The sequence below is a fragment of the Chryseobacterium aquifrigidense genome (genome assembly GCF_006716485.1).
GTDB classification, from domain to species: domain Bacteria; phylum Bacteroidota; class Bacteroidia; order Flavobacteriales; family Weeksellaceae; genus Chryseobacterium; species Chryseobacterium vietnamense.
Genome location: NZ_VFPD01000001.1, coordinates 2,908,489 through 2,935,036, shown reverse-complemented (window position 1 = coordinate 2,935,036; position 26,548 = coordinate 2,908,489). Strand labels below are relative to the sequence as shown.

Here is a 26,548-nt window from a genome sequence, read left to right as displayed (position 1 = left end):
ATTATGAAAACAAGACAAGAACAAATCCAGGCTCTGGAACAAGATTGGTTGACAAATCCACGTTGGAACGGTGTAAAAAGGCCTTATACAGCAGCAGAAGTTTTAAAACTTCGTGGTTCTTATACCATAGATTATACTATTGCTACAGAAATGTCCAAAAAATTCTGGGATAAATTGAATACTCAGGATTATGTGGCAGGATTGGGTGCATTAACGGGTAATCAGGCGGTGCAGGAAGTGGATGCCGGGCTGGAAGCAATTTATCTTTCAGGATGGCAGGTAGCTGCAGATGCCAATTTATCGGGAGAAATGTATCCGGATCAGTCATTGTATCCAGCCAATTCAGTGCCTTCTGTGGTAAAGAAAATTAATAATGCTTTATTGAGAGCAGATCAGGTACAATCGGTAAGCGGAACAGGAAATAAAGAATATCTTGTACCTATCATTGCCGACGCTGAAGCTGGTTTTGGAGGCAATCTGAATGCTTTTGAACTGATGAAACAAATGATCGAAGCAGGAGCTGCTGCCGTACATTTTGAAGATCAGCTTTCTTCTGCAAAAAAATGCGGACACTTAGGAGGAAAAGTATTAGTGCCTACCCAGGAAGCAGTGAATAAACTGATTGCAGCACGTCTGGCTGCCGACGTATTAGGTGTTCCAAGTCTTATTATTGCAAGAACAGATGCAGATGCCGCAGATTTACTGACTTCTGATATTGATGACAGGGATAAAAAATTCGTGACAGGAGAAAGAACTTCTGAAGGATTTTACGTGGTGAGAAACGGAGTAGAACAGGGCATCGATAGAGGTTTGTCATATGCGCCATACGCAGATCTGATCTGGATGGAAACTTCTAATCCCGATCTGGAGCAGGCCAGAAAATTTGCAGAAGGAATTCATGCGAAATTTCCAGGGAAAATGCTTGCTTACAATTGTTCACCTTCGTTCAACTGGGCCGCAAGACTGAGTGTAGAAGAAATGTCCACTTTCCGTGAAGAGCTGGCTAAAATGGGATACAAATTCCAGTTTATTACCCTTGCAGGATTCCATGCCCTGAACACCGCCATGTTTGAATTGGCTTTAGCTTATAAAGAAAGAGGAATGGCCGGATATTCGGAGCTTCAGGAGCGTGAGTTTGCATTACAGCAGAAAGGATTCCGGGCAGTGAAACATCAGTCTTTTGTAGGAACCGGATATTTTGATGAAATACAGAATATTGTTACCAGCGGCGCTTCAGCTACTGTAGCCATGAAAGATTCTACAGAAACGGCACAATTCCATTAGTCATTTTTTTCCATATTTTTTGATGTTAAACCTTCTCGTCTGTGGGAAGGTTTTTCTTTTGTTTAAAGGGGGTTGAACCTGTTTTTACCGTATTGATATCTCAAAATAATAAAGAAATAAATACTACATGATAAGTAATTGAAATTTGAATTATATTTGGGGCTGAAAAAAATATTATTAAAAATGAATTTAATTAAAGTACTTTTTATTACATTAGGATTAACGCTTACTGCAAATGCTGCAAATGCTCAACAGAAGGTTGGAAGTGTAAACACAGAGGATATTTTTGCAAGTTTATCTGAAGTAACCACTATAGGAACTACTATTGATAACCTGACTAAAGCTAAGCAGGCTGAAATTGAAAAAATGATCGGTGATTATCAGACTAAACTAAAAGCAGCACAGGCTAAAGAAAAGACTCTTAGTGAAGCCAACAAAGAAGCTGTAACTAAAGAACTGATGGCAGCACAAACAGAATTGCAGACTTTAGGAAAAAAAATAGAAGATTCAAGAGCACAGGCGGCTAAAGATATTTCAGCTAAGCAAAGTGAATTGTACACTCCTTTACAGCAAAAGGTAAAGAGTGTAATTTCTGCTGTTGCTAAAGAAAAAGGATTGAATTTTATATTCGATACATCATTCCATGAATCTAACAATTTGGTTTATACTGATGGAAGTGAAGATATCACAGCTCTTGTAAAAACTAAATTAGGAGCTACAGCAACCCCAACGAAACCTGCTGGAAAATCTAAATAAAAGTTTCAATATACTGAATATTACAACGGAATCAGAATTTATGATTCCGTTTTTTTTGTGCGTTAAAGTAAGTGCCTGAATGAAGAAATTTTATTTTAAAATGATACATTTGAGTAAACTTTCAGGAGAATGAATTTAATGTACGAAAAACAGATCAAAGTAACAGAAGATCATATTGATCAGAACAACCATGTAAATAATGTACAGTATGTGCATTGGGTGGAAGAAGTAGCCGCAGAACACTGGGATGTTTTGAAACATAAAACAGAATATGTAAATGATGCCTGGATGCTTCTGGATCATCATATTCAATACAAAAAACAGGTTTATCTGGATGATATCATTACGGTAAGAACCTATCCCCTGACTCCCGAAGGAGCCAAACAGCCAAGAAAAGTTGAATTCTATTGCAATGATGAACTTGTGGTAAATTCAAGCACACTCTGGATTTTGTTTGATCCTGAAACCAAAAAAATAAAACGTCTGGAAAACGACTGGCTGGAGAAGTTTTTTTAGCATACCATTAAATCAAAAACTAAATATTCATGAAGCTCTTATATTCACTGGCATTACAGTTGGTAAGCATGGCAGGTTATGGCCAGGAAAACCCTTACTGGTTTACAGATGATATCAAAAAAAAGGTAGCGGACTCTACCCAAAGTCAATCCTGGAGAAGCCAGATGGCGGCAACATATTATTCCATAAGCGGACAATACAAACCGGCATTGGAAAGTTGGGATATAACTTTTGGAAGAGTAAAAAAGCTGAGCACAGCAGATAGTCTGAGGTTTTCAAAATTAATCCCTGTTAATGCAAAAGAGTATATCTTAGACAAAGCAGGTAATGAACAGATTGTCATCCTGAATGAAGCTCATCATAACGCCAGTCACAGAACTTTTGCTTCTTCTTTACTTCAGGGATTGTATGACAAAGGCTACAGATATTTGGGAATGGAAACATTAGCGAATGATTCTTTAAATACTACAAAATTTGCAGCCCTCAACAGCGGTTACTATTCCAAAGAACCTGAATTCGGAAATTTTATCTACCATGCTTTGAAAATTGGGTTTACCCTTTTTCCATACGAAGCTGAAGGAAATAATAAAGAAAGAGAAATTGGAGAAGCAAAAAATATCTTTGATTTTATGCAGAAAAATAAAGAGGGAAAATACCTCATTTATTGTGGTTACCAGCATGCATACGAAGGTGTTCATAAATCCTGGGAAAAAACAATGGCAGGAAGGCTTTCAGACCTTACGGGGATCAATCCTTTTACCATTGACCAGACTCAGTTTTCAGAAAAAAGTAGTCTGAAATTTAATGAACCCCTTTTAAGACTGGTGAAAAATACAGTGCCCGTTGTTTTAAAAGATGAAAATCAGGAAATATACAATGGGGAAGACAAGGAGTTATATACCGATATTAAAATCATTCATCCCGTTACAAAATATGTTAAAAGCAGACCAGATTGGATGCTGCGTGGAAACCGGACACTTTATAAAATTCCAGCTTCTAAAGTTTCCAGCTATCCGGCATTGGTTTTAGCGTACCGGAAAGGAGAGTTTGAAAAACAGGGGATTCCTGCTGATATTATTGAAGTCAATACTTCTAAAGACCATCATTTTTTAATCCTGGATAAAGGGAAGTATGAAATTGTTGTAAAAGACAAAGAGCAAAAAATCACGAACAGATTTGAAAAAACGGTGAAATAATGTTTGAAACAGCTTGATAGAAAAATAAGGTAATGAAAAGTAAGTTAAGAAAAATAACCATCAATGCTGTAGAATATTTGTATTCAGTTTCCAATCAATATCATTCCGAAACGAAGACTAATACTTTGACTGTAAAAGTATTTTTAAACGGACAAAAGCAAACTCCTTTAATTATCAAATCTTTGACTGTTGATGATTATGTGATGGGACAGCCTTTACAATCAGGTGTGAAGCTGGTGAATAAAATGACAGGTTCAGAAGATGAGGTAAATCTTAATAGGCCAAAGTATATCAGGCAGTTCATTGTATTGGGATTAAAAAAAGGATGGTCAGGATTCAATTCAATGGAAATACAAAACGGATTGGATTATTTGAATGAATTAGGCTTTGAAACAGATCAATTAAAACCAGAAAATAATAGATAATTTTTTCTATTAATGTAATACAATAAGGCTCACAGCTGTTTTTAATAAGGAAACATTAAACAAACCTCCCCATGAAACCATCTATCTTAACACTAGTATTATCAGGTTTTTTCTTTACAGCATACAGTCAGACCGCAGAACAATCAAAAGCAATTGATCAATATATTAAAAAGGTTATTCAAATCAATGAGATACCGGGAATGGCTGTAGGAATTGTAACCAACAATAAAGTAACTTTTCAGAAATATTACGGAACAGAAACGTTGGAAAGTGATAAAAAGATAGATCAAAATTCCATGTTCAGGGTGTATTCCACAACAAAACTGATGTCCAATATTGGGATTTTTCAGCTTATTGAGAAGGAGAAAGTATCTCTGGAAGATGAAATTTCAAAATATATTGACAATATACCGGCAGAATGGCAGAATGTTAAGGTGAAAAATCTTTTGTCTCATTCTTCAGGGTTGCCTAACTGGATTAATTTCAGTGATATTGCAACAGATGCACCCAACGCTGAGGTTATCAACCGCCTGTCAAAAGAAAAAATGGAATTTGAAACCGGAAGTGATTACAGGTACAATCAGACCAACTACATGCTGATTGCGATGATCATTGAAAAAATAACAGGAGAGAAATTTGAAGATTATATCCTGAAAAATCAGTTTTCAGATTCTAAAAATCAGGTCGTATTTTCATCCAATTCCATTGAGAAAATTCCTAACCGAATTGTAAAGTATGTCTACAATAAGAATACACACCAGTATGAAAAGTCTACATTTGTAGAAGGGAGAAGAGCACATTCAGCGAATGGTTTGGCGATTGCATTACCCGCTTTTTTACAGTGGAGCATTCATTTGAGCAAAAATGATTTTCTAAAACCTGCCACTCAGGCGTTGATGTGGAAGCCATTTGAATACAAAAATAAAGAGATCACTTTCGCTCATGGTTGGGATATGGACCTATTTAATACAATAAAATCCTATAATTTCTCAGGAGGAAATGTAAGTGCTTACAGGATTTTCCCAGATCAGAATATGGCAATTGTAGTGATGTACAACGGATATAAAGAATTTCCGGTTTTTTACCCTATGATCAATCAGATTGCAGGTATGATGGATAAACGTTTGCTCGATCCGTACATGGTGGCAGAAGAATATACAAAGTCTGAACCTATTGTTCATCCCAATCTTAAAAAAGAAAACTATGGCTATCGAACTGAAAAGGATAATATCATTTTTTCTTATCAATTTCCTGAAGAGAAAAGTGTAGAATATATCAAAAATATGTCAGTTACCGGCTCTTTTAATAACTGGAATCCTGATGACCAGGCATATTACATGAGCCTGAAAAAGAACAATACTTTTGAACTGGTACTGCCAAAATCTCACTTCGAAAAAGGAAAAACCTATCAGTTCAAATTTGTCATGAATAAAAAAGGCTGGCTTTCTGCACCTTACAAAGCAATGAATGTGGATGGAACCAGAGATAATAATCTGACTTTAAAAATGGATTAAAAAGAATATTTTAAAATCGTTGTAATAGAAACAGTCTTTTCTGTATTAAGCTGTTTTATCCTATCTTTGTACTATGATACGTATTACAAAAATTTTTACATTCGAAACGGCTCACGTGCTTTACAACTACGATGGGAAGTGTAAAAATATGCATGGACATTCCTATAAGCTGTTTGTAACAGTGAAAGGAAAACCGATTAATGATATTGAAAACCCTAAAAATGGAATGGTGGTAGATTTCGGAGATATCAAAAGTATCGTAAAATCTGAGATCGTAGACGTTTGGGACCATGCGGTTCTTGTTAATGCACTGTCTCCACACAAAGAGTTGGGAGATGACCTTGAGCAGAAAGGACATAAAGTAATCTACTGCAGCTTCCAGCCAACCTGTGAAAACATGTTGTATGCCATTGCTGCTAAAATCAAATCAAGACTTCCCGAAGGAATTTCTTTAGCTTATCTTAAACTTCATGAGACAGAAAACTCTTATGGAGAATGGTTTGCAGAAGATAATCAATAATTTTTCACAAAACTCAGAAGGTGTTAAAAACAACAATTAATTTAGAACCTGGAAAAAAAGTGTATTTCGCTTCGGATCAGCATTTTGGTGCCCCTACACCAAAGGAAAGCAAGGTGCGCGAAGAGAGATTTATACGCTGGATGGATGAGATCAAGGAAGATGCTCAGGTTTTGTTTTTAATGGGTGATCTTTTTGACTTCTGGCATGAATGGAAGCACGTCATTCCCAAAGGATATGTTCGGGTACTTGGAAAAATTGCGGAACTGAAAGACAGAGGAATTCATATTTATTTCTTTGTCGGGAATCATGATCTTTGGATGAAGGATTATCTGGAAGAAGAGATTGGTTGTACCGTATTCTATCAGAAACAATATTTTGAAATGGGAGGGAAGCAGTTTTTGCTGGCTCATGGAGATGGACTGGGACCTGGTGACAAAGGATATAAAAGAATGAAAAAATTATTCACAAATCCGGTGGCGCAATGGTTTTTCAAATGGCTTCATCCCGATATTGCGATGAAAATTGCATTATACATGTCCCAAAAAAATAAAATGATCTCCGGAGAAGAGGACAAAGCTTTTCTGGGAGAAGATAAAGAATTTCTGATTATTTATTCCAAGGAAAAACTGAAAACTCAGAAGATTGACTACTTTATCTATGGACACAGACACCTGCCAATGGTACTGGATCTGGAACAGAATGCAAAATATATCAACCTTGGAGACTGGATTTCCTATTTCACATATGGGGTTTTTGAAAAAGATTTTGAACTGAAAACTTTTGAAAAATAAAGCAAAAAAAAATTACCCCTAAAAAGAGGTAACTTTCGAACGGGTGGAAAAACCCACTCTTGTTTTTAATCCATATTCCAAGTAACTCATTGCAAGAAGTCTACCAAAATTGGTTTTATACATTAAAAAAATTACTAAAAAAATATTCTATCTCTGTAATTGCCCTGTAGCCGGGGATTAAGAAACTCAAAAAATTATGGAACTGAAAAATATATTCAACATACAGACTGAACAGGATTTCCTGAATGCCGCATTGAAAACATTTCGTTATCAATATGAAAATGTTGAAATATACCGGAAATTTGTTGATTTTCTGAAGGTTAATCCCGATGAGGTCGATCGCCTGGTGAAAATTCCCTTTCTTCCTATTGAAATGTTTAAAAACCATCAGATTCTGGATAAAAATGTTGCTGCAGATCTTGTCTTTCAAAGTTCAGGTACAACACAGATGAACCTTTCCAGGCATTTCATCGCAGATCCTGAGCTGTATGAAGAGAGTATCTATAAAAGTTTTGAACAATTTATCGGAAAGCCGGAAGAGTTTATTTTTCTGGGATTACTTCCAAGCTATCTTGAAAGACAAAATTCATCACTTATTTATATGGTAGATTATCTGATGAAGAAGTCTGCAAAACCGGAAAACGGATATTTTCTTTATAATCATGCCGAACTTTTTGAATTGTTAAATACATTACAGGGCAAAAAGGTTATTCTTTTCGGGGTTTCGTTTGCCTTATTAGACTTTCTTGATTACTGTCATTCTGAGCAAAGCGAAAAATCTCTGAACTTCCCTGAAAATTTAATCGTAATTGAAACCGGTGGTATGAAAGGACGAAAGGAAGAAATGACCAAGGATGAATTGTTGAAAATTTTACAGAAAGGACTTAAAACGGACAGAATATATTCAGAATATTCAATGACTGAGTTACTTTCACAGGCTTATTCCCTTGGAAATAATGAATATGAGTGTCCCAACTGGATGAGAATAATGGTTCGGAATGCAGAAGATCCTTTGGCTTACGAAAAAGAAGGCCGTACAGGAGCTATTAATATCATTGATCTTGCCAATACCCATTCCTGCGCATTTATTGCAACACAGGATCTAGGAAAAATTGTAGGTGATAAATTTCAGGTGCTGGGAAGAATAGATCATTCCGATATCAGAGGCTGCAGTCTGCTGGTGAGTTGATGATTTAAGCCGAAGAAAACAATGGTGAATGGTCAATTCGCTTCGCTTGTCAATTTTTGTATAATCACAATAAATAAAATAGCTTGACTTTTGCTGAGTGAAACGCCTTTACGAGCCTTTAAACACTTGGATATTAAAAACTTTGCGGGCATTGCGTTTTATTAAATATTTTTACCATCATAAAAAATGATCAAAATAGAAGAACTTATACATGCCTATATTCATTCACACTGCGATTTTGAAAAAGAAATTGTACTGACTAACTATTTTCAGGCTGATTGGGAAGCGGACATTCTGATCATTGATTCAGAAGGTGGAAGTCACGAAATTGAGATCAAGCTTTCGAAAAGTGATTTTAAAAATGATTTCAAAAAATCATACCTGAATAAAGACACCGGAGAAAAATTTCTGAAACACGATAAAATTTCCTGTGGGGATTATATGTGTAATTCTTTCAGTTTTCTGCTCCCGATGGGAATGGTAGATGCTGCTTTAATTCCGGAACATTGCGGAATCATCGAGTTTTATCACAATGCAGATACCTGGGATACCGAATTTTATCTGATTCGCCAGCCTAAAAAGCTGCATGAAGATTCTTACTGGAAATTGAATGATAAAGATTTTTTTATCAGGAAGATGGCTTTGAACCTTCTTCAGCGTAAAATGGAAATCAAAGGGAAACATGAAGAACTGATCTTTAAAAATCCTTTTGACATCAAAAAACTGAAATAAGATTAAAAAAATTCTTTATTAACGCAAAGTTTAATTTCTTATTGATTTGTCTTAAGGATGCAAAGAAGGAATCAATTTCATTGATTTTTATTAAGCAGTTGTAAAACCTATCACTTCATCAACGCCGTAGTTGTAACCACTTTGCTCTCTCTTTAATAAAAAGCTTCTCTTATAAAATCTTTGCGTTTACAAAAAATCAAGAACCAAAAAATAAAAAAATCCTGCCGCCTGACAGGATTTTATCATTGAATATTATTGTAAAATTAATCTGCAATTTCAGCAGTATCTCTCTGAAGTAAGAACTTGTAGATTAGCCCTCCTACAACTCCCCCTAAAATAGGAGCTACCCAGAACAACCAAAGTTGTGACATTGCAATTCCTCCCATAAAGACTGCCTGAGAAAGTGATCTTGCAGGGTTTACAGAAGTATTCGTAATCGGGATAGAGATCAGGTGGATCAAAGTAAGCGCAAGACCGATGGCAAGACCGGCAAACTTACCGTTAGCCCACTTATCTGTGGCTCCCATGATTACAATAAGGAAAAATGCAGTTAATAAAAACTCAGCAAGAAATGCTGCGCCCATACTGAAAGCTTTTCCATTGTAAACGGCTTCACCGTAAAAGTTCGTGGCAAAATCTCCGGGTTTTGAGAATTCTACCGCTCCGGCTCCGTTAAGGATCGTATACAGACATCCTGCTGCTACAATCGCTCCCAGACATTGGGCTACAATGTAAGGGATAAGGTCTTTTGCAGGAAATCTTCCTCCCGCTAAAAGTCCAAAAGAAACTGCCGGGTTAAAGTGCCCTCCTGAGATATGGCCTACGGCGTAAGCCATGGTAAGAACAGTAAGACCGAAGGCTAAAGCAACGCCTAACAGTCCGATGCCGATGTCTGGAACACCCGCTGCGAAAACAGCGCTTCCACATCCTCCGAAAACAAGCCAAAATGTGCCGAAAAATTCAGCGAAAAGTTTTTTTATCATGTTGTTTATTGTTTAAAGTATCTCAAATGTAAAATTTAAATCTTAAAGTAAAAAGTTAAAACTGAAAAAATATTTCGAAAAAGAGTGAACAAAAATTGCAAAATCTGTAATTTGGTGTAAAGTTTGTTTGGGATTTATTCAGAGAGTATTATAGTCGGTTTTGAAAGATATAACATAAATGTTTTATCTTTCATTTGTAATTTAAAAGGACGGTGAATGAGAAAGTTTTTTTGTGTGGTCTTTGTACCTTTTATTTATAGTTTACATTATGCGCAGGCAGCTAAAAAAGCTTTTCCCTGCTACGATCTTGCCACTGTACTGAAGGTTGAACCCACGCCACTTTATAAATCTCATCTTGATGCATCAAAGAGTTTTGGAGTACAGCTACTGAAAGATTCCAAAACAGTACAGAAATACATCAATAGCGGTAAATTCCACAAAATAAAAAAATCAGGGAAAGGATATCACGTTCAGAGGCTTGATTACAGCAGAGCTTATATGGTATCAAAGGGAAAAACCACTCTGGAGAAAATAGGGTCCAAGTTCAGTAAGGATACCAAAGGAGGTACATTTACTGTTTCGTCCATTACCAGAACGCTTGAAGACCAATGCAGGCTGAGAAGAGTGAATTCTAATGCCTCACTAGGGATCAGTTCTCACAATTATGGTAATTCTTTTGATATTTCCTATGTCAGATTTAACAATGTTCTGAAATACAATCCGAAGATGGAAGTAGCGCTGGAGAAAGTTTTAAAGTATTATGAGAAGGCTGGTAGAATATATTATATCAAAGAGAAGCAACAGAGCTGTTATCATATTACTGTGAAAAATTATTAATTAAAATCCTCTTGCATAGCATGTTTTGTTTCTATACTTTTATAGAACTAAAAACTATGCTTATGTCAACATTAAACATTGTGGACTATATGCTGCCTGTAGAAGAATGCAGAGCAGCATCAAACCAGTGGAAAGCATCCCTTTCTGACTTTTCCAAAATTCAAAAACTTATCCCTACCAACTATGTTTTTAATATTTCCAGAGAACACCTTGAATGGATGAAAGGGTTCAAGGATTATAAAGACTTTTGTGCTGCAGTAGGAATTTACAGAGATCGGTTGATCCTTATCTTTTATCCTATGAATAACGATGGGGTAAAAATAGATGTAAAAGAATATCCATACAGCTTCCTTACCGAGATGGAAAAAGATCTGAGACTTCAGGAGATTCAGGAATACACTCTTATTAGAAATGCTGTTCTATCGAAAGATCTTGAGAGCACGGAGAAGAATGCCAATATGGGATTTCCTATTTCCAATACCCCAATTCTTGAGCAGGATAAAGCTGTAGATGCTATTGAACGCTGGAGAAATCAAGGTATGGATTGGTTTTATAAAGAGAGCAGAGAAAATCAGGGAAGTGGAATCTTCAGAAAATTCTTTGTCCCTACAGCAGACCTTTGCCTTTCTGATGATGGTTTGGCAGGTATTACCTGTTCCTTTGGTATCAGATACAATGATATTTATGGGAAAATGCTGGTAACACTTATTTTTATCTCTTTCCGTGAAAACCTTAGGAATGCAGAACTTGGAGCCGAATCAATTTCCAATACATACGACTGGGCAAAACCATGTCCTCCTATCTGCCGTATTCCGGATGTAGAAGTTGGAGGTGAATTTTAAAACGATATACTGAGGAATGGCTGAACTTTATAAGGCAATTTTATTCCTGAATTATGCACTGCTCCTATCCGTTATACTGCTGGGGGCAGCAAAATACCGCATATTAAATCATAAAGAAAAGCAATATTTTTATTGTATTGCTTTTCTTTTTTTTATTGAGCTGCTGAATCTGGCCCTGCCTTATATCTTCAGATTGAATGACACCTCATTCCTTTATCCTTTGTACATCGCAGGAGAGTTTTTCCTGCTGACAGGTTTATTCATCAGGAAACTGGACTGGCCAAGATATGCTCTGTGGATTGTAGGTGTAATGGCAGCGGGCTTTATGATCTCGAAATACGGATTTGACTATCCTGCCAATGCTGATATTGCGAAAGTAGTTTCCAATATTATGATCATCTGCCTTTCCGGATTTACCCTGATCCGGGAAATTAAGAATACCTCCGCCCAGAACCGCTTTCTTCTGGTAGATGCCAGTATTTTTTTCTACTATTCCGTTTCGGTGTTTATTTTTATTATCCAGCATCAGATCGCCAATCTGTCGGAAAACGATTACTATACTATTCTCAGTGCCAATAATATTCTTTCGAGTATTTTGTACTGTTCACTTTTATATACTTTTTTCAGATTAAAGAAGTAACGCTAAATATCAACCTGCTGATCCTTATAATTGTTACCATAACAGTTATAGTATCCTTTATTCTTCTAGCTTACAGAGCTTTTATAACCAGAATTATTAAGGAAAAAAATGTGCAGCATGAAGCAGAAGTTCTCCATCAGAAAAAATTAGTGCTGGAAAACATCAAAGCCCAGGAAGAAGAAAGAAAAAGAATTGCAGTGATGATTCATGATGATATCGGAAACCGCCTGAATATTCTTTCATTATGGCTGAATAACCTCGATACTCAGGGAGATGAGCTGATTAAAAAAAATATCTATGGCCAGATGTCTTCCCTGATTGATGCTGCCAGAAGTATTTCCCATTCATTGTACCCTGTAAACCTGGAATCGGTGGGGCTGGTTTTATATGTTGAAGAATTAATAGCGAACCTTTCCCATAAAATCAATATTTCTCTGCAGGTGATGCCGGGATATAAAAAGAAAGATCTTTTCGGGGAAGTACAGCTGTATAGGATTATTCAGGAGTTTACCACCAATGTAATCAAGCATTCAGACGCAACGGATATCTGGATTTATATTAAAGATTATCCCGAAAATATGGCCGTGGTAATTTCTGATAACGGACAGGGATTTGAATATGAAGAAGTGAAAAAAGGAATGGGAATCAAAAATATTGAATCCCGCATCAAATCAATGAATGCCACACACAAATGGAAAAAAACTTTTTCGAATAAAGGAAGTCGTTTAATCATAAAAATTCCAAAATATCATGAGTTCCCAAATCAAACTAGCACTGATTGATGATGAACAGCTGATCCTCGAAGGGGTAAAAATGTTGCTGTCCAATGAAAAAAATATATCGGTATGCCTTACCGCTGATAATGGCCCCGATTTTATAGAAGACCTCGGAAAACTTTCAAAAGATGAATTTCCTGATATCGCTCTCGTAGATGTTCAGATGAAACCTATGAACGGGTTTGAGCTGGTAGAAATCCTCAAAGAAAAATATCCGGATCTTAAAATTATTATCCTGTCATCCCATTATAAAACCTCTATTCTTGGATACATGGTTAAGCTGGGAGTATCGGCATTTCTTCCCAAAAACTCGAATAAGAAAACCTTTATTGATGCAATTACGATGGTGGATAAAAATGGAGTCTTTTTTACCGCTGAAGATCATCAGATGCTGTTTACCTACATGAATGGTTCTGCCAAGAAAAACTCTCTTTTTGAAACAGAAGATGAGCTTTCAGAAAGAGAAAAAGATGTGGTAAAACTTATCTGTCAGGAATTCACCAACAATGAAATCGGAGAAAAACTCTTTATCAGCCCAAGAACCGTAGAAAGTCACAGACAGCGTATTCTGGAGAAGATAGGAGCCAGGAATACCGTGGGAATAGTGATCTATGCCATTGTTAACAATATTTACGCTTTAGAAAAAATGTAAATTGATTCCGTAGAAATACGGATTTTTTTATTTGGTACTTTTCACTCTAGCTAACCTTGTTTTTCTTCTGTTATTTTGAAATGTCTCTTTCAGGGATGGTAGTTGAAAAAAAACACAAACAGGATCTTTAGTAAAAAATTAAAGTAGAAACATGAATGATAACAGAGTGATTTCCGTCGGGATTTTCTTTGACGGTACAGGAAATAATGGGGAAAATATTCTTTCACCGGATAAACCGCTGAACAATAATGAAAGCTACTACGGCACTTTCAGCAATATCTATAAATTATACAGTTTATTCATTGGAGATGAAAAGATATATATTGAGGGAATTGGTACTTTGACAGGGCATGAAGATAATAATTTTGCTATGGCAACATGTGCAAATCCGCCGTATGGAAGCGGGTATTCATCTGATGATAAACTTCAGAAAGCTGCTGATTTTGTACAAGAAACAGCACATGATGAGACAAAGGAATACCATTTCTACCTCTACGGATTCGGAAGAGGTGGTATGCTGGCAAGAACTTTCTGTAATCAGCTTTTGACAAATTACGCTGTGGGAAATTGCAGAATAAAATTTTTGGGACTTTTTGATACGGTAGAATCCAGGCCTTTTAATACCTATAATATGAAAGTGTCTGCACAGGTAGAGAATGCTTTGCATTTCTGTGCGGTCAATGAGAGCAGGTTTTTCTTTCCACTTACAGGTTTTTTTGAGAATTCGAAAACAATGCAGGACCAAAAATCAGAAAATCAATTGTCAGTGTGGAAGGAAGTATTTGTCCCTGGAGATCATGCTGACATTGGAGGAGGATATTTGGAAGGACCGCAATCTGTTTATATTTCTACAGATTTCAATAATATTGATGATCTGCATAACTATGTTTCAGATATCAGAAATGCAACAACCAATGCGGATGGAAATAAAATATGGGATGCTTTACTCTCAGAATATAAAGTGGAAACTGCGGATGGTCTTTCACAGGCATATGTTTGCCGTGATAAAGTATACAATGACCTGTCAAAAGTATATGGAAAACTGATGATGGACGAAACTAATGCCATATTATCGGTATTTAGTACCGAGAATGAAGCCTATTTTGGAATAGATTATAATAGACATGCTTTTCTTAACCGGTTTTATATTAAAATGAAAGAATATGTAAAGGATCTTTCTGCAAACAAAAAGCCCATCTATGATTTCGGAAAATTTACAGATTATATTCATATTTCATCGAACTTCGGATTGTATAGTGATAGTTTTCAGTACAGGACCCAGCGTGAAATTAATATAGAGCTGATCAATAACGGATTAAATGTTTCAAGCAGTACTTCTGTTGATGAAACAAGCCAGGCAAAAAGACTTTCTTTAGAACTTCATCTGCCGGAAGACAGCTTTGTTGCAGATTTTCTTTACGGAACAAACGTTCCCAATAATGATATATGGGTTCGTTCTATTATAAAAATACTGACAACTAGTGTATTGAATGAATGGGAGAATTAGTGAAAAAACTTCTCAGTTTTAAATTTAGGTTAGGGGACATCTTATGGTGTCTCCTTTTTTTACATTGAGTAGGAACCAATGCCGGATTTTGAGATATTGTGATCTGTTTGTTTTTCAACTAAAGGGAATTTTGCAGATCCAAGATTCAACCGCTTTATATCCATGTTAGAACTATTCTCCGGAAGCCGTTTTTTTATTTCTCGACTATTCATTTCTTTTTCCGTATTTTTGCACCCGAAAATTCATTATTCATTACTAATTATTAATTAAGATGCTTTCGGTTCAAAGTTTAGGGTTACACCATTCAGGAAATTATTTATTTCAAAATGTCAATTTCACCATTAAAAAGGATGATAAAGTAGGTCTCGTTGGTAAAAACGGAGCGGGAAAATCCACTTTATTAAAAATGCTGTCCGGAGAAATTAATTTCTACGAAGGAGAAGTGGTAACTGAAGGGAGCGTTACCATTGGTTTCCTGAAGCAGGATCTTGATTTTGTAAAAGGAAGAACGGTATGGGCAGAAACCATGCAGGCCTTTGAGCAGATTAATGCATGGAAAGAAGAGCTTGAAGAAGTGAATCACCAGATGACCGTTAGAACGGACTACGAAAGTGATTCCTACACGGATCTGATTAATAAAATGACGGAACTGAATGACCTTTTGATGAACCATGACGCCTACAATCTTGAAGGTGACATGGAAAAAGTATTGTTTGGTTTAGGATTTAAAGCAGATGATTTCCAAAAAATCACTGATGAATTTTCCGGAGGGTGGAGAATGAGAATCGAATTGGCAAAATTACTTCTTCAGAAGAATGATATCATGCTTCTCGATGAGCCTACCAACCACCTGGATATGGAATCCATCATCTGGCTGGAGAACTTCCTGAAAGACTACCCGGGAGCAATTGTTCTGGTAAGTCACGATAAGCAGTTTATGACAGCGGTGTGTAACCGTACTTTTGATATCAACAATAAAAAAGTTGACGACTATAAAGCCAACTACTCAAAATATCTTGTCATGAGAGAAGACCGCCGTGAAAAACTGATTCAGGCTAAAAAGAATCAGGATGCGGAGATCAAGCAGATGGAAGATAATATTAATAAGTTCCGTGCAAGTGCTACCAAAGCATCTTTTGCGCAGTCACTTATTAAGAAATTAGATAAAATAGAACGTATCGAAGTTGATAACGAAGACGTTTCAAAATTCAATATCCGTTTCGTTCAGTCTATGGTTCCGGGGAAAGTAATCTTCGAAGCTATCAATCTTGGGAAAGCGTACGGACAGAAGCAGATCTTTGATGATGTAGATTTTATCGTTCAGCGAGGAGACAGAATTGCTCTTTTGGGGCAAAACGGACAGGGGAAAACAACTTTAGCTAAAATTTTGGCGGGAGATATTAAAGATTATTCAGGAACATGGAATCTTGGACATAACGTTAATATCGGATACTTTGCACAGAATCAGGAAGAGGTTTTAACCCCTAATAAAACGGTTCTTGAAGAAGCAGAAGATGCTGCAACAGAAGAGACAAGACCAAGAGTAAGAGACTTATTAGGATCTTTCCTTTTCCAGGGAGATGCTGTTACTAAAAAGACAAAAGTACTTTCCGGAGGAGAAAGAAACCGTCTGGCACTTTGTAAACTGTTACTTCGTCCTTTCAATACGCTGATCATGGACGAACCTACCAACCACCTTGATATCCAGTCTAAGGAAATTATCAAGCTGGCACTGCAGAATTTTGAAGGAACTTTAATTGTCATCTCGCACGACAGGGAATTCCTTCAGGGACTTTGTGATAAGATCTACGAATTCCGTGATGGGAAAATGAAAGAATTCCTGGGAGATATCAACGAATACCTGGAGTACAGACAGAAAGAAACCATCAGAGAGATTTCTGCTGAAAAAGCTAAACTTCACAGTGAAGTAAAGGTAGAGCCTAAGAAAGTAGAAGAAAAACCTGTCGTAACAAGCAGCCAATCTTCTAATATCGTTAGTAAAGAACAGAAAAATATTCAGAATAAAATCAAGAAAGTAGAAGAGAAAATTTCTGAGCTTGAAACTAAAGTAGAGGAAATGGAAGCTTCTTTTGCCAAAGAGAATCCTTCAGAGGAAACCTTAGAACAATACAACAAAGCTAAGGAAGAGCTGGATACAGCTTTACAGGAGTGGGAATATCTTGGAACCCAACTGGATTAAACTTAAAATATAAATGCTTCATCAACGCAACGTTATGAAGCATTTTTTTTGTAACAAAATCGTATTCATTTCTACCCATTGTCAACAATCATTAAGTAATTTAATAAAAGTTTAAGGAAACAATTAAATTATTTTCATAATTTTGGACCATGATTATTAAAGAAAGCAGAAACCTAAAGAGTTTTATCTCCAAGCTATTGTTTGGAGTGTATTTCCTCGCGCTGCTTTCTCAAAGCTTTCACCATCACGATTCTGTAGATTATTTTAAGGTTTTTCATCTTAAAAAAGCAGAAAATATGATGACGAAAGCCGTTACTAAAGAGAAAGCTGGCGACTGTCTGGCCTGCCACTTTTTGGTTACCGGACATACATTAGCTCCTGAAGAATTCAGTTTTACTTTTGAGCATTACAGCCATGAAGTAAAACAAATCATCGCCATCCAGGAGAAAATCTGGTCACAGACCAAATTCACTTTCCAGCTTCGGGGACCGCCCGCAATTGCATAATTCATAGATTCTACAGGGTTTAAAGTTTTGTACTTTAAAGTTCAATGTTTCAAATTCAATATTTAAAGTTTAGGGTTTAAGGTTTAAGGTTGTTGGAAAACAGCAGATAATCCGTAATTGATATTTAATAATGTTCAATTACTAATTTCCAACCTCTAACTTCTTACCACGAATACACTGTACAATCAAACTAACCCTTCCCACAAATTTTAACGAAAAATGTACCCTGTTGAAAAGGGTGCGCAATCAATCTATTTACAATGAAATTGATATATTGCCTGCTGCTGATCTTTTGTGGATCAGTATTTACAAGTGCACAAAAAACATATACTGTAGAGGGAACCGTTCACGATTTCCACGATAAAACATTGCTGGAAAATGCAGTGATTAAAATCGGGAACTTTACAGCCAAAACCAATAAGAAAGGTCAATTTTCTTTTGATAAAATTCCTGCAGGAAAGTATACCCTCATCGCACAGCATCCTGATTGCAATGATTATACTGAAAATATAGGAGTTGATAAGGATGTTCAGCTGGTGATTACACTGGAACACCACATTAAAGACATCGAAACTGTGACGATTCATGGTAGTCATAAGAACAATGGTTCATTGGTAGTCAAAACCCTTAATAAATCTGAAATTGAGAAAAATTCTACAGATAATCTTGGAAACTTATTATCTAAAATTTCAGGGGTAACTGCTTTGAAAACCGGAAATAATATTTCAAAACCTGTTATTCATGGGCTTTATGGAAGCCGTATCAGTATTCTGAATAATGGAGTACGTCTTGCTGAGCAGGAATGGGGAGTAGAGCATGCTCCTAATGTTGATATTAATAATTTTCAACATATCGATGTCATCAAAGGAGCGTCCGCTTTGAAATACGGAAGTGATGCCATTGGTGGAGTAGTTGTAATGGAACCGGAAATTTTCCCTAAAAAGGATACCATCAAAGGTTCAGTCGGGCTTACTGGAATTTCCAACGGAAGAGGTCTTGGATTAGATGTTGATGTAGCTAAAGTCTGGAAGAACGGATGGGCGGTCAAATCTGGCGGAAACATCAAGAAACTTGGTGATCAGAGTGCTCCCAACTATAATTTGAAAAATACGGGAATGGATTTTTCTTCCTTCAATTTTACAGTTCAGAATAATACTTATGAAAGAGGAATCTCTTTTGATTATTACCTGACAAATCAGAATATTGGGATATTAAGAGATTCACACGTTTCGACTTCTGAAGATTACGACAGGGCAATGAAGGCCAACCCTCCAATATATTCAGGTAAATTCAGCTATGATATTGATAATCCAAGACAGGTGATTGAACATCATATTGCAAAAGTTTCAGCTTTCAAAAGGTTTGAAAATATAGGAAAAATATCTGCAACATATAGCTATCAATACAACCACAGGCAGGAATATGATATTAGAAGAGGTGAGTTGAGTGATACACCTTCACTGGATCTGGAACTGATGACGCATCAGTTTAATCTTAATGATTTATTAGAGAGGGAAAAATGGTCTTTAGAAACAGGAATTGATGCTGCCTTTCAAAACAATTATTCAGATCCGGCAACCAAAGCAAGACGTCTGATTCCAAATTATGATAAATATTCTGCAGGAGCTTATTCAGTTTTCAAATATAAAATTTCTCCTGAATTCAATTTTGAAGCAGGAGCGAGATATGATTTCACCCGTTATGATGTAACCAAATGGTATGATAAAAGTGACTGGGAAAAATTATATGCAGATGCTTATCCACAATTTTATGTGAAAACAGATCAGAACAGAGTTTTAACACGCCCTCAACTTAATTATAATAATGTTTCTTTCAATGCTGGTCTGGAATATCGTCCCAATGCTAATTTTGATCTGAAATTTAATTATGCAAAAGTAGGAAGATCTCCTAATGTTGCAGAATTATTCTCAGACGGGCTGCACCATTCTGCAGGTATCATTGAAACCGGGTACATGGGATTGAAAAATGAACAGGGACATCAGTTTAATTTGAATGTTGACTCGAAGTTTAATGTTCTGAAAGGGTTAAATGTTTCAGTAAACCCATATTTTTTCATCACTAAAAATTTCATTAACGAAATTCCGGTAGGAATTAAGGGAACAATCAGAGGGGTATTCCCGGAATGGGTGTATCAGCAGATTGATACGAAAATGTACGGCGTGGATCTGGATATCAACTGGAAACTTACAGAAGATCTTACCTATGTAGGAAAAGGAAGTTATGTATATGGGCAGGACGATACCCACAACGAACCGTTGATCTTAATGATGCCACCAAATTTTTCCAATGCATTGCAGTTCAAAAAACCGAAATGGAATAATTTTTATTTCACTGTTGAAAATCAGACGTTTTTAAAACAAACCAGATTCCCGATCCGAAATGCACCATTAGAACTTTATGTGAATGGTGAATTGGTGGATAAGGAAATAGATTTCAGTACTCCGCCAAACGGATATTCACTTTGGAATATCCAAACCGGAATCAACATCAGCAAAAATCTTTCTGCGGGACTTATCGTAAACAATCTTTTCAATACCTCATACAGAGAGTATCTGAACCGTTTGAGGTTCTTTGCAGATGAGGCGGGAAGAAACTTTATTTTAAACTTTAGATACAGATTCTAAAGATTTCAAAAAACTATTCAATCAAAATTTTACAATTTTAAAATTCTTAAAAAATGAAAAATCTATTCAATACTAAAAATATTATCAAATTATTAGCTGTTTTATTCATCACTGTTACTGCCGTTACTTCTTGTCAGAGAAACGGTTCTGCGGAAGAAGACGATCTTCCTCAGGAAGAACTTACCAACATCCTTTTGTTGGTGACAGATGATGCAGCTGGAACTACTCAGACTTATGACTATAGTATCGGGGCAGGGGGAACACCTACAATACCGCTTACAAATGGAAAAACCTATACTGTTCAGGCAAAATTCAAAAACGGAAATGAAGATGCTACTCAGGAAATTATTGATGCTAAAAATGAACATTTTTTAATTTTTGATTTTCCAAAATCTAATATTACTGTAGAAAGAGTAGATGGTAGTGACCTTAGAAGCGATGGAAAAAGAGTAGGACTAAGAACAAAATGGACTGTCGTAAAAGCTGTTGATGGAACAGAACCATTCTTAAAATTAACTCTAATTCACTCTCCACAAAGCGTAAATGATGCCAAATCAGGAACTGCCTGGGGAAGCGTAGTAGGAGGAGAAACAGATGCTGAGGCAAAATACAACCTAAGTAATTAGGACAATTAATCTTGTTTGGACCACCGGAATTCTCCGGTGGTTTTTTATTTAACAATATTTGGCTTTATAAGTTGATTTTAAATGGGTTTTTTTCATAAAAAATTCCTATTTTTGCAACCTAAAATTTTAATCAATAATGAAGGTTACCGCACAAAACCATGATGATGTAAGTGCATTGCTTACAGTAACATTGGAAAAATCTGACTACAAAGAAAAAGTAGAGAAGCAGTTGATTAATTATGCTAAAAATGCGCAAGTTCCTGGATTCAGAAAAGGGAAAGTGCCTTTGAGTATGGTTAAAAAACAATATGAAGCAGGTATTGCATTTGAAGAAATCAACAGACAAGTTTCTGATGCTTTAAACAACTATGTTAATGACAACAAACTAAGATTAGTTGGTCAGCCTGTTCCTCAGCCAGTAAACGAATTCGATTACAATGCTGATCAATTAGAAGTTGCTTTCGAAGTAGGATTTGAGCCTGAATTCACTATAGATTTAGCTAAATATGAAGCTCCTCACTACAAAGTAGAGGCTTCTGACAAAGAAATCGGTAAGAGTATTGAAAACATGCAGAAGCGTTTCGCTGAGCAGGTTCCTCAAGATAAAATCACTAAAGATTCTTACATTGCTTTAGAAGTTTCTCAGGTTGTGGAAGAAGATGCTGAAGGTGAGCACCACCACCACCCAAAAAACCTTACGATTACAGCTGAAAACAAAGAAGCTTTCAAGTTGGTAAAAGGGTTGAAAATGGAGGAATCTGTAAAAGTGACTAAAGAAACTCTTGCAGGTGACGAAGAATTAGCTAAAGAATTAGGATTCAGCAAAGAAGAAGTTGAGCACTTACACCACAATGAGGTAGAAGTTAAAGTAAAAGATTTCTATTCATTAAACTTAGCTGAACTTAACCAGGATCTTTTCGACAAAGTATACGGAGAAGGAAACATCAAGTCTGAAGAAGAGCTTAAAGATAAAGTGAAAACTGAATTAGACGAGTATTTCCAACAGAATGCTGATGTTCACTTTGTGAATAAAGTATTAGAACAAGTAACAGAGAAAGAAGAAGTAAAACTTCCTGAATCTTTCCTTGTGAAGTGGTTATTATTCTCTAACCAGAATATCCAGTCTGAAGATCAGGCTAAAGAAATTCTTGAAGCTGAGAAAAACCAGTTGAAATATCAGATCATCGAAGGTAAATTGATGACTGAGAACGAAATCAACCTTGACTATGCTGATGTATTAGCTCAGGCTGAGCAGTTGGTGAAAAACCAATTGGCTATCTACGGAATCCACCACTTAGGGGATGAAGAAATCCAGAAATATGCTGTTGAAATGTTGAAAGACCAGGAGCAGGTAAGACAAATTTCTTCTGAAGTAGCAATGGCTAAACTGAAAGATGTAATTCTTGAAAAAGCTACAAAAAAAGAAACTAAAATTTCTCACGACGAATTTTTAGAAGAGCTTAAGAAATAATTATACCCAGATATAAATATTTGAAAACCGTCAATTTTTTGGCGGTTTTTTTATTTCACCTCCAATCTAAGATTATTCAACCATCACCACCCATCATTTATCAATTATCATTCCTCATTCATTACTCATTACTCATTATTTATTTGTATGTCCGCCAATATTCCTATATTTACTTTTTAAACTTTATTATAAATATGAAAAAGATCATCATTCCGTTTTTCTGCGCTGTACTTTTCTCAGTGCCTGCAGCAGCTCAGAAAAAAGGGGCTGCATCTGCTAAAACAGAAGCCGTACAATCAAAACTTACACCTAAAGAAGTTGTTGATAATTATTTCAAAGCACTAGGTGGAAAAGATAAACTGGACGCTGTAAAATCTACCATTACTGATAACACAGTTGCTGTGCAGGGAATGGAAATCCAAATGACAACTAAGAAATTAGGGAATAAATTCAAATCTGTACAATCTTTCATGGGGAAAGAAATGGTGCAGCTTTTTGACGGTGAGAAAGGATATTTTGATCAGATGGGAACTAAAACAGATATTCCTGCTGACAAAATTGCAGACCTTAAAAAAGGAAAACCTATGGATGCTTTAGCATTTGATGCTTCTAATTTCAAGACTGTATCTACAGAAAAACTGGATGGAAAAGACTATAATGTACTGTCTTCAGACAAAGGAAAATTCTATTTCGATGCCGGAACGGGACTTTTGTATAAGACGGATGCAGGAGAAGGTAAAGCAACCATTAAAAGCTATATGGCTGTAGATGGAATACAGTTCCCTGCTGAAGTAGAAGCTGAAGGTGGAGGTCAGAAAATGACAATCAAAACGAGCAAAGTGGTAATCAATTCCGGAGTTTCGGATGCTGATTTCAAATAAAAAATTGCTTTTTAAAAGATAAAAAAACCGGGAATTTCCCGGTTTTTTTAGTATATAAATAATTTTAACTCAAATTTAACTATAAAATAGATTTAATGATTTCTTCACCTTGTGAATAAATATTAGTTTTAAGCCGTAAATAAAATCAAATAACCATGAAAAAAGTATTATCTTCATTTGCAGTCATTTTCCTGATGTCTGCGAATGCCTTTGGACAGAATATTCCAGTGGATCCATCTGTACGAATTGGTACTCTTTCCAACGGAATGAAGTACTACATCAAAAAAAACACGTTACCTGAGAAAAAAGTAGATTTCCGTCTGGCAATCAATGCCGGATCTATTCTTGAAGACGAAAATCAAAGAGGATTGGCCCATTTTATGGAGCACATGAATTTCAACGGAACCAAAAATTTTCCGGATAATAAATTAGTAGACTTTCTACAGTCTATCGGAGTGAAATTCGGACAACACCTTAATGCGTATACAAGCTTTGACGAAACTGTTTATATGCTTCCTGTCCCGTTGGATAAGCCGGGAAATCTTGATGCAGGGCTGAAAGTAATGGAAGACTGGGCATTTAATGCAACACTTTCCGATGAGCAGATCAACAAAGAAAGAGGAGTTGTATTGGAAGAACTGAGACTGGGACTTGGAGCTGATAAAAGAATGATGGATAAATATCTTCCTAAATTTTTATATAAATCTCAGTATGCAGAGAGGCTTCCAATTGGTAAAAAAGAAGTGCTGGAAAATTTCAAACCAGATGTTATCCGAAAATTCCACCAGGACTGGTACAGACCGGATCTGATGGCAATCATTGTAGTAGGAGATATTAATGTAGATGAAATTGAAAAAAAAATCAAGGATAATTTCAGTAAATATAAAAACCCTTCAAAGCCCAGAGAAAGAAAATCTTTTGATCTTCCGAATCACAAAGAAACTCTGGTAGCTATTGAAACAGACCCTGATGCTACTAATTCTATGGTACAGTTTATCATGAAAGATGCTGATGCCTATAAGCCTGACGTAACTGTAGAACAGTACAATCAAAGTATTGTTGAAAACCTTTCAACTACCATGTTAAATAACAGATTGAGAGAACTGATCAATTCTACAAACCCACCATTTACTTTCGGATCTGTGTACCATGGGGGAACATATGCAAGAAGTAAAGAAGCGTTCCAGGGATTTGCTATGGTGAAAGAGGGAAACCAGCTGAGCGCATTAAAAGTCTTATTGGAAGAGGTTGAAAGAGCAAAAAGATTCGGATTTACACAGTCTGAACTAGACAGAGCAAAATCTCAGGTGCTTTCCAATCTTGAAAGATCTTATAACAACAAAGATAAAACAGAGAGTGAAATTCTGATAGATGAGTATGTGAGAAACTTCCTGGAGCAGGAACCAATTCCCGGAATAGCATGGGAATATGAAGATACCAAATCTTTCTTACCATCTGTTACCCTTGCGCAAACCAATGAAATCATCAAAAAAATGGTGAAAGATGACAGCAGGGTAATTGTAATTACAGGACCTAAAAAAGATAATGTAACCATGCCTACAGAAGCAATGGTGCTGAATACATTTGATGCTGTAAAAATGGCTGATCTTAAGCCTTACGAAGAAAAAGCAGCCATCAAAAATCTGGTGAAGCCTTTCAAATCTGAAGGAAAAATTGCTAAAACCGAAACAGATGCCAAGTTAGGAACAACAACCTGGACCTTAAGCAACGGAGCGAAAGTTACTTTCAAGAAAACAGATTTCAAAGATGATGAAATTGTGTTTACAGCAAGAAGTTTAGGAGGAAGTTCTCTTATCCCCGATGCAGACTACAATAAGACACAGTTTGCATTCTCAGCATTAACAGAAGCCGGAGTAGGAGGATTCTCAAAAGCTGATCTTACCAACTATCTTGCCGGTAAACAAGTGAACGTGAATCCTATGGTAACTTCTCTTTTTGAAGGGGTTTCCGGAAGAACCACACAAAAAGATTTAGGAACTGCTATGGAGCTGATGTATGCTTATTTTACAAGCTTAAATTATAATCCTGCTTCCTTTAATGCTTATAAGGAAAAGCAATCTGCGATGCTGAATAACCTGCTGTCTAATCCTCAGGCATATTTCTCTAATGAGCATGCAAAATTCATGAATCAGAAGAATCCTAGATTTATCGGAGTTTTCCCAATGGAGAAAGACTGGGCTAATACGGACTATAAAAAAGCATATGATATTTATAAAGATAAATTTGCCAATGCCGGAAACTTCCAGTTTTATTTTGTAGGAAATATAGACGAAGCTAAATTTAAAGAAGAAGTGCTGCAGTATATTGCAAGCCTGCCGTCATCAGGAAAAACAACAATGTATAAAGATACAGGATACAGAACGATGACCGGAGATTACAGCAAAGTGTATAAAAAAGGAAAAGATCCTAAGAGTATGGTTTCTATCTCTTACAGCGGAGAGGCTCCGTATAATGAGAAAGAAGCTTTAGCATTATCCGCACTTGGAGAAGTAGCTACTATTAAAGTTATCGAAAAATTAAGAGAAGATGAAAGCGGTATCTATGGAGGAGGTGCAAGAGGAGGAATGAATAAAATACCGTACGGAACTTATAGTTTCGGTATTAATTTCCCTTGTGGTCCGGAAAATGCAGATAAACTGACTAAAAGTGCTATTGCAGAGCTTCAGAAGCTTATAGATAACGGCCCTGAACAAAAAGACCTGGATAAATACAAAGAAGGTGAATATAATGACAACAAAACAGAACTGAAAGATAATATGTTTTGGATGAATGCCATTGCTAAGAACCAGTTAGACGGAAGTGACAAATATGATATCTTAAATTATCAGGATAAAGTAAAAGCACTTACAGTAAAGGATCTTCAGAATGTTGCAAAAAAATATCTTACAAAAGGTAGAATTGTAGCCACTTTGATGCCGGAAGACGGTTGGGAAAATGCTAAAAAAGAGGAAACTAAAAAAATAGAAGTAACTACTGTAAAAGCAGGAGCTGCTAACTAGTCATACTTTTTACTTACAATAAGAAAACCGCAGAGAAAT

The 26,548-nt window shown here is 36.1% G+C and carries 24 protein-coding genes; 23 read left to right on the top strand and 1 reads right to left on the bottom strand.

Annotated elements, in window-relative coordinates:
• Positions 1-3: 3 nt before the first annotated feature.
• The 10 genes from aceA to FB551_RS13120 all read left to right on the top strand — a co-directional run bounded on the left by aceA (position 4) and on the right by FB551_RS13120 (position 8,923).
• Positions 4-1,284: an isocitrate lyase gene (gene aceA, locus FB551_RS13165; protein ID WP_142017815.1), complete on the top strand. Its 1,281-nt coding sequence runs from the start codon at positions 4-6 to the stop codon at positions 1,282-1,284.
• A 183-nt stretch (positions 1,285-1,467) separates the two neighbouring features.
• Positions 1,468-2,040: an OmpH family outer membrane protein gene (locus FB551_RS13160; protein WP_142017814.1), complete on the top strand. Its 573-nt coding sequence runs from the start codon at positions 1,468-1,470 to the stop codon at positions 2,038-2,040.
• A gap of 129 nt (positions 2,041-2,169) precedes the next feature.
• On the top strand, positions 2,170-2,556 hold the full coding sequence (locus FB551_RS13155; protein WP_142017813.1) for an acyl-CoA thioesterase: 387 nt from the start codon (positions 2,170-2,172) through the stop codon (positions 2,554-2,556).
• 29 nt (positions 2,557-2,585) lie between these two features.
• Positions 2,586-3,752 (top strand): hypothetical protein, encoded by a 1,167-nt coding sequence (locus FB551_RS13150; RefSeq protein ID WP_142017812.1) that lies wholly within the window; start codon positions 2,586-2,588, stop codon positions 3,750-3,752.
• A 32-nt stretch (positions 3,753-3,784) separates the two neighbouring features.
• Entirely contained in the window at positions 3,785-4,177 is a 393-nt protein-coding gene (locus FB551_RS13145) for a hypothetical protein (protein WP_047434813.1), read from the top strand.
• A 71-nt stretch (positions 4,178-4,248) separates the two neighbouring features.
• Positions 4,249-5,691, top strand: coding sequence for a serine hydrolase (locus FB551_RS13140; protein WP_142017811.1), 1,443 nt, complete (start codon positions 4,249-4,251; stop codon positions 5,689-5,691).
• A 73-nt stretch (positions 5,692-5,764) separates the two neighbouring features.
• Positions 5,765-6,211 carry a 6-pyruvoyl trahydropterin synthase family protein gene (locus FB551_RS13135; RefSeq protein ID WP_047097353.1) on the top strand — a complete coding sequence of 149 codons (447 nt, stop codon included), beginning with the start codon at positions 5,765-5,767 and terminating at the stop codon, positions 6,209-6,211.
• 20 nt (positions 6,212-6,231) lie between these two features.
• The gene (locus FB551_RS13130; protein WP_142017810.1) at positions 6,232-7,002 is read left to right on the top strand and encodes a UDP-2,3-diacylglucosamine diphosphatase; all 771 of its coding nucleotides are present in this window, start codon (positions 6,232-6,234) and stop codon (positions 7,000-7,002) included.
• A 196-nt stretch (positions 7,003-7,198) separates the two neighbouring features.
• On the top strand, positions 7,199-8,191 hold the full coding sequence (locus FB551_RS13125) for a LuxE/PaaK family acyltransferase (RefSeq protein ID WP_185150210.1): 993 nt from the start codon (positions 7,199-7,201) through the stop codon (positions 8,189-8,191).
• Positions 8,192-8,377: 186 nt separating this feature from the next.
• Positions 8,378-8,923, top strand: coding sequence for a hypothetical protein (locus FB551_RS13120; protein ID WP_047434806.1), 546 nt, complete (start codon positions 8,378-8,380; stop codon positions 8,921-8,923).
• Between the two features lie 263 nt (positions 8,924-9,186).
• Here the strand turns inward: FB551_RS13120 and aqpZ are convergent, their stop codons facing one another.
• Entirely contained in the window at positions 9,187-9,903 is a 717-nt protein-coding gene (gene aqpZ, locus FB551_RS13115) for an aquaporin Z (protein WP_034696881.1), read from the bottom strand.
• Positions 9,904-10,122: 219 nt separating this feature from the next.
• On the opposite strand from aqpZ, the gene FB551_RS23290 reads away from it, so the two are divergent.
• From FB551_RS23290 to FB551_RS13045, 13 genes are all read left to right on the top strand, one after another.
• Positions 10,123-10,743 (top strand): DUF5715 family protein, encoded by a 621-nt coding sequence (locus FB551_RS23290; protein ID WP_047434802.1) that lies wholly within the window; start codon positions 10,123-10,125, stop codon positions 10,741-10,743.
• A 62-nt stretch (positions 10,744-10,805) separates the two neighbouring features.
• Complete coding sequence (locus FB551_RS13100; RefSeq protein ID WP_226798687.1) at positions 10,806-11,585, top strand: hypothetical protein; 780 nt, start codon at positions 10,806-10,808, stop codon at positions 11,583-11,585.
• Positions 11,586-11,601: 16 nt separating this feature from the next.
• Positions 11,602-12,225 carry a hypothetical protein gene (locus FB551_RS13095; protein ID WP_047434796.1) on the top strand — a complete coding sequence of 208 codons (624 nt, stop codon included), beginning with the start codon at positions 11,602-11,604 and terminating at the stop codon, positions 12,223-12,225.
• Between the two features lie 110 nt (positions 12,226-12,335).
• A complete protein-coding gene (locus FB551_RS13090) occupies positions 12,336-13,007 on the top strand; it encodes a sensor histidine kinase (protein WP_226798686.1) in 672 nt (223 codons plus the stop codon).
• Complete coding sequence (locus FB551_RS13085) at positions 12,976-13,653, top strand: response regulator transcription factor (RefSeq protein WP_047434794.1); 678 nt, start codon at positions 12,976-12,978, stop codon at positions 13,651-13,653. Before FB551_RS13090 ends, FB551_RS13085 begins: the two co-directional genes overlap by 32 nt.
• Before the next feature lie 151 nt (positions 13,654-13,804).
• A complete protein-coding gene (locus tag FB551_RS13080) occupies positions 13,805-15,160 on the top strand; it encodes a T6SS phospholipase effector Tle1-like catalytic domain-containing protein (RefSeq protein ID WP_142017806.1) in 1,356 nt (451 codons plus the stop codon).
• Between the two features lie 271 nt (positions 15,161-15,431).
• Entirely contained in the window at positions 15,432-17,360 is a 1,929-nt protein-coding gene (locus FB551_RS13075) for an ABC-F family ATP-binding cassette domain-containing protein (protein WP_142017805.1), read from the top strand.
• A 149-nt stretch (positions 17,361-17,509) separates the two neighbouring features.
• A complete protein-coding gene (locus FB551_RS13070) occupies positions 17,510-17,866 on the top strand; it encodes a hypothetical protein (protein WP_226798685.1) in 357 nt (118 codons plus the stop codon).
• 260 nt (positions 17,867-18,126) lie between these two features.
• Entirely contained in the window at positions 18,127-20,511 is a 2,385-nt protein-coding gene (locus tag FB551_RS13065; protein WP_142017804.1) for a TonB-dependent receptor, read from the top strand.
• A 53-nt stretch (positions 20,512-20,564) separates the two neighbouring features.
• Positions 20,565-21,137 (top strand): hypothetical protein, encoded by a 573-nt coding sequence (locus tag FB551_RS13060; protein ID WP_047434782.1) that lies wholly within the window; start codon positions 20,565-20,567, stop codon positions 21,135-21,137.
• A gap of 136 nt (positions 21,138-21,273) precedes the next feature.
• A complete protein-coding gene (locus FB551_RS13055; protein ID WP_142017803.1) occupies positions 21,274-22,608 on the top strand; it encodes a trigger factor in 1,335 nt (444 codons plus the stop codon).
• A gap of 194 nt (positions 22,609-22,802) precedes the next feature.
• Complete coding sequence (locus FB551_RS13050) at positions 22,803-23,489, top strand: hypothetical protein (RefSeq protein ID WP_047434776.1); 687 nt, start codon at positions 22,803-22,805, stop codon at positions 23,487-23,489.
• A gap of 155 nt (positions 23,490-23,644) precedes the next feature.
• Positions 23,645-26,509, top strand: coding sequence for a M16 family metallopeptidase (locus FB551_RS13045; protein WP_142017802.1), 2,865 nt, complete (start codon positions 23,645-23,647; stop codon positions 26,507-26,509).
• The last annotated feature ends 39 nt before the right edge of the window (positions 26,510-26,548 follow it).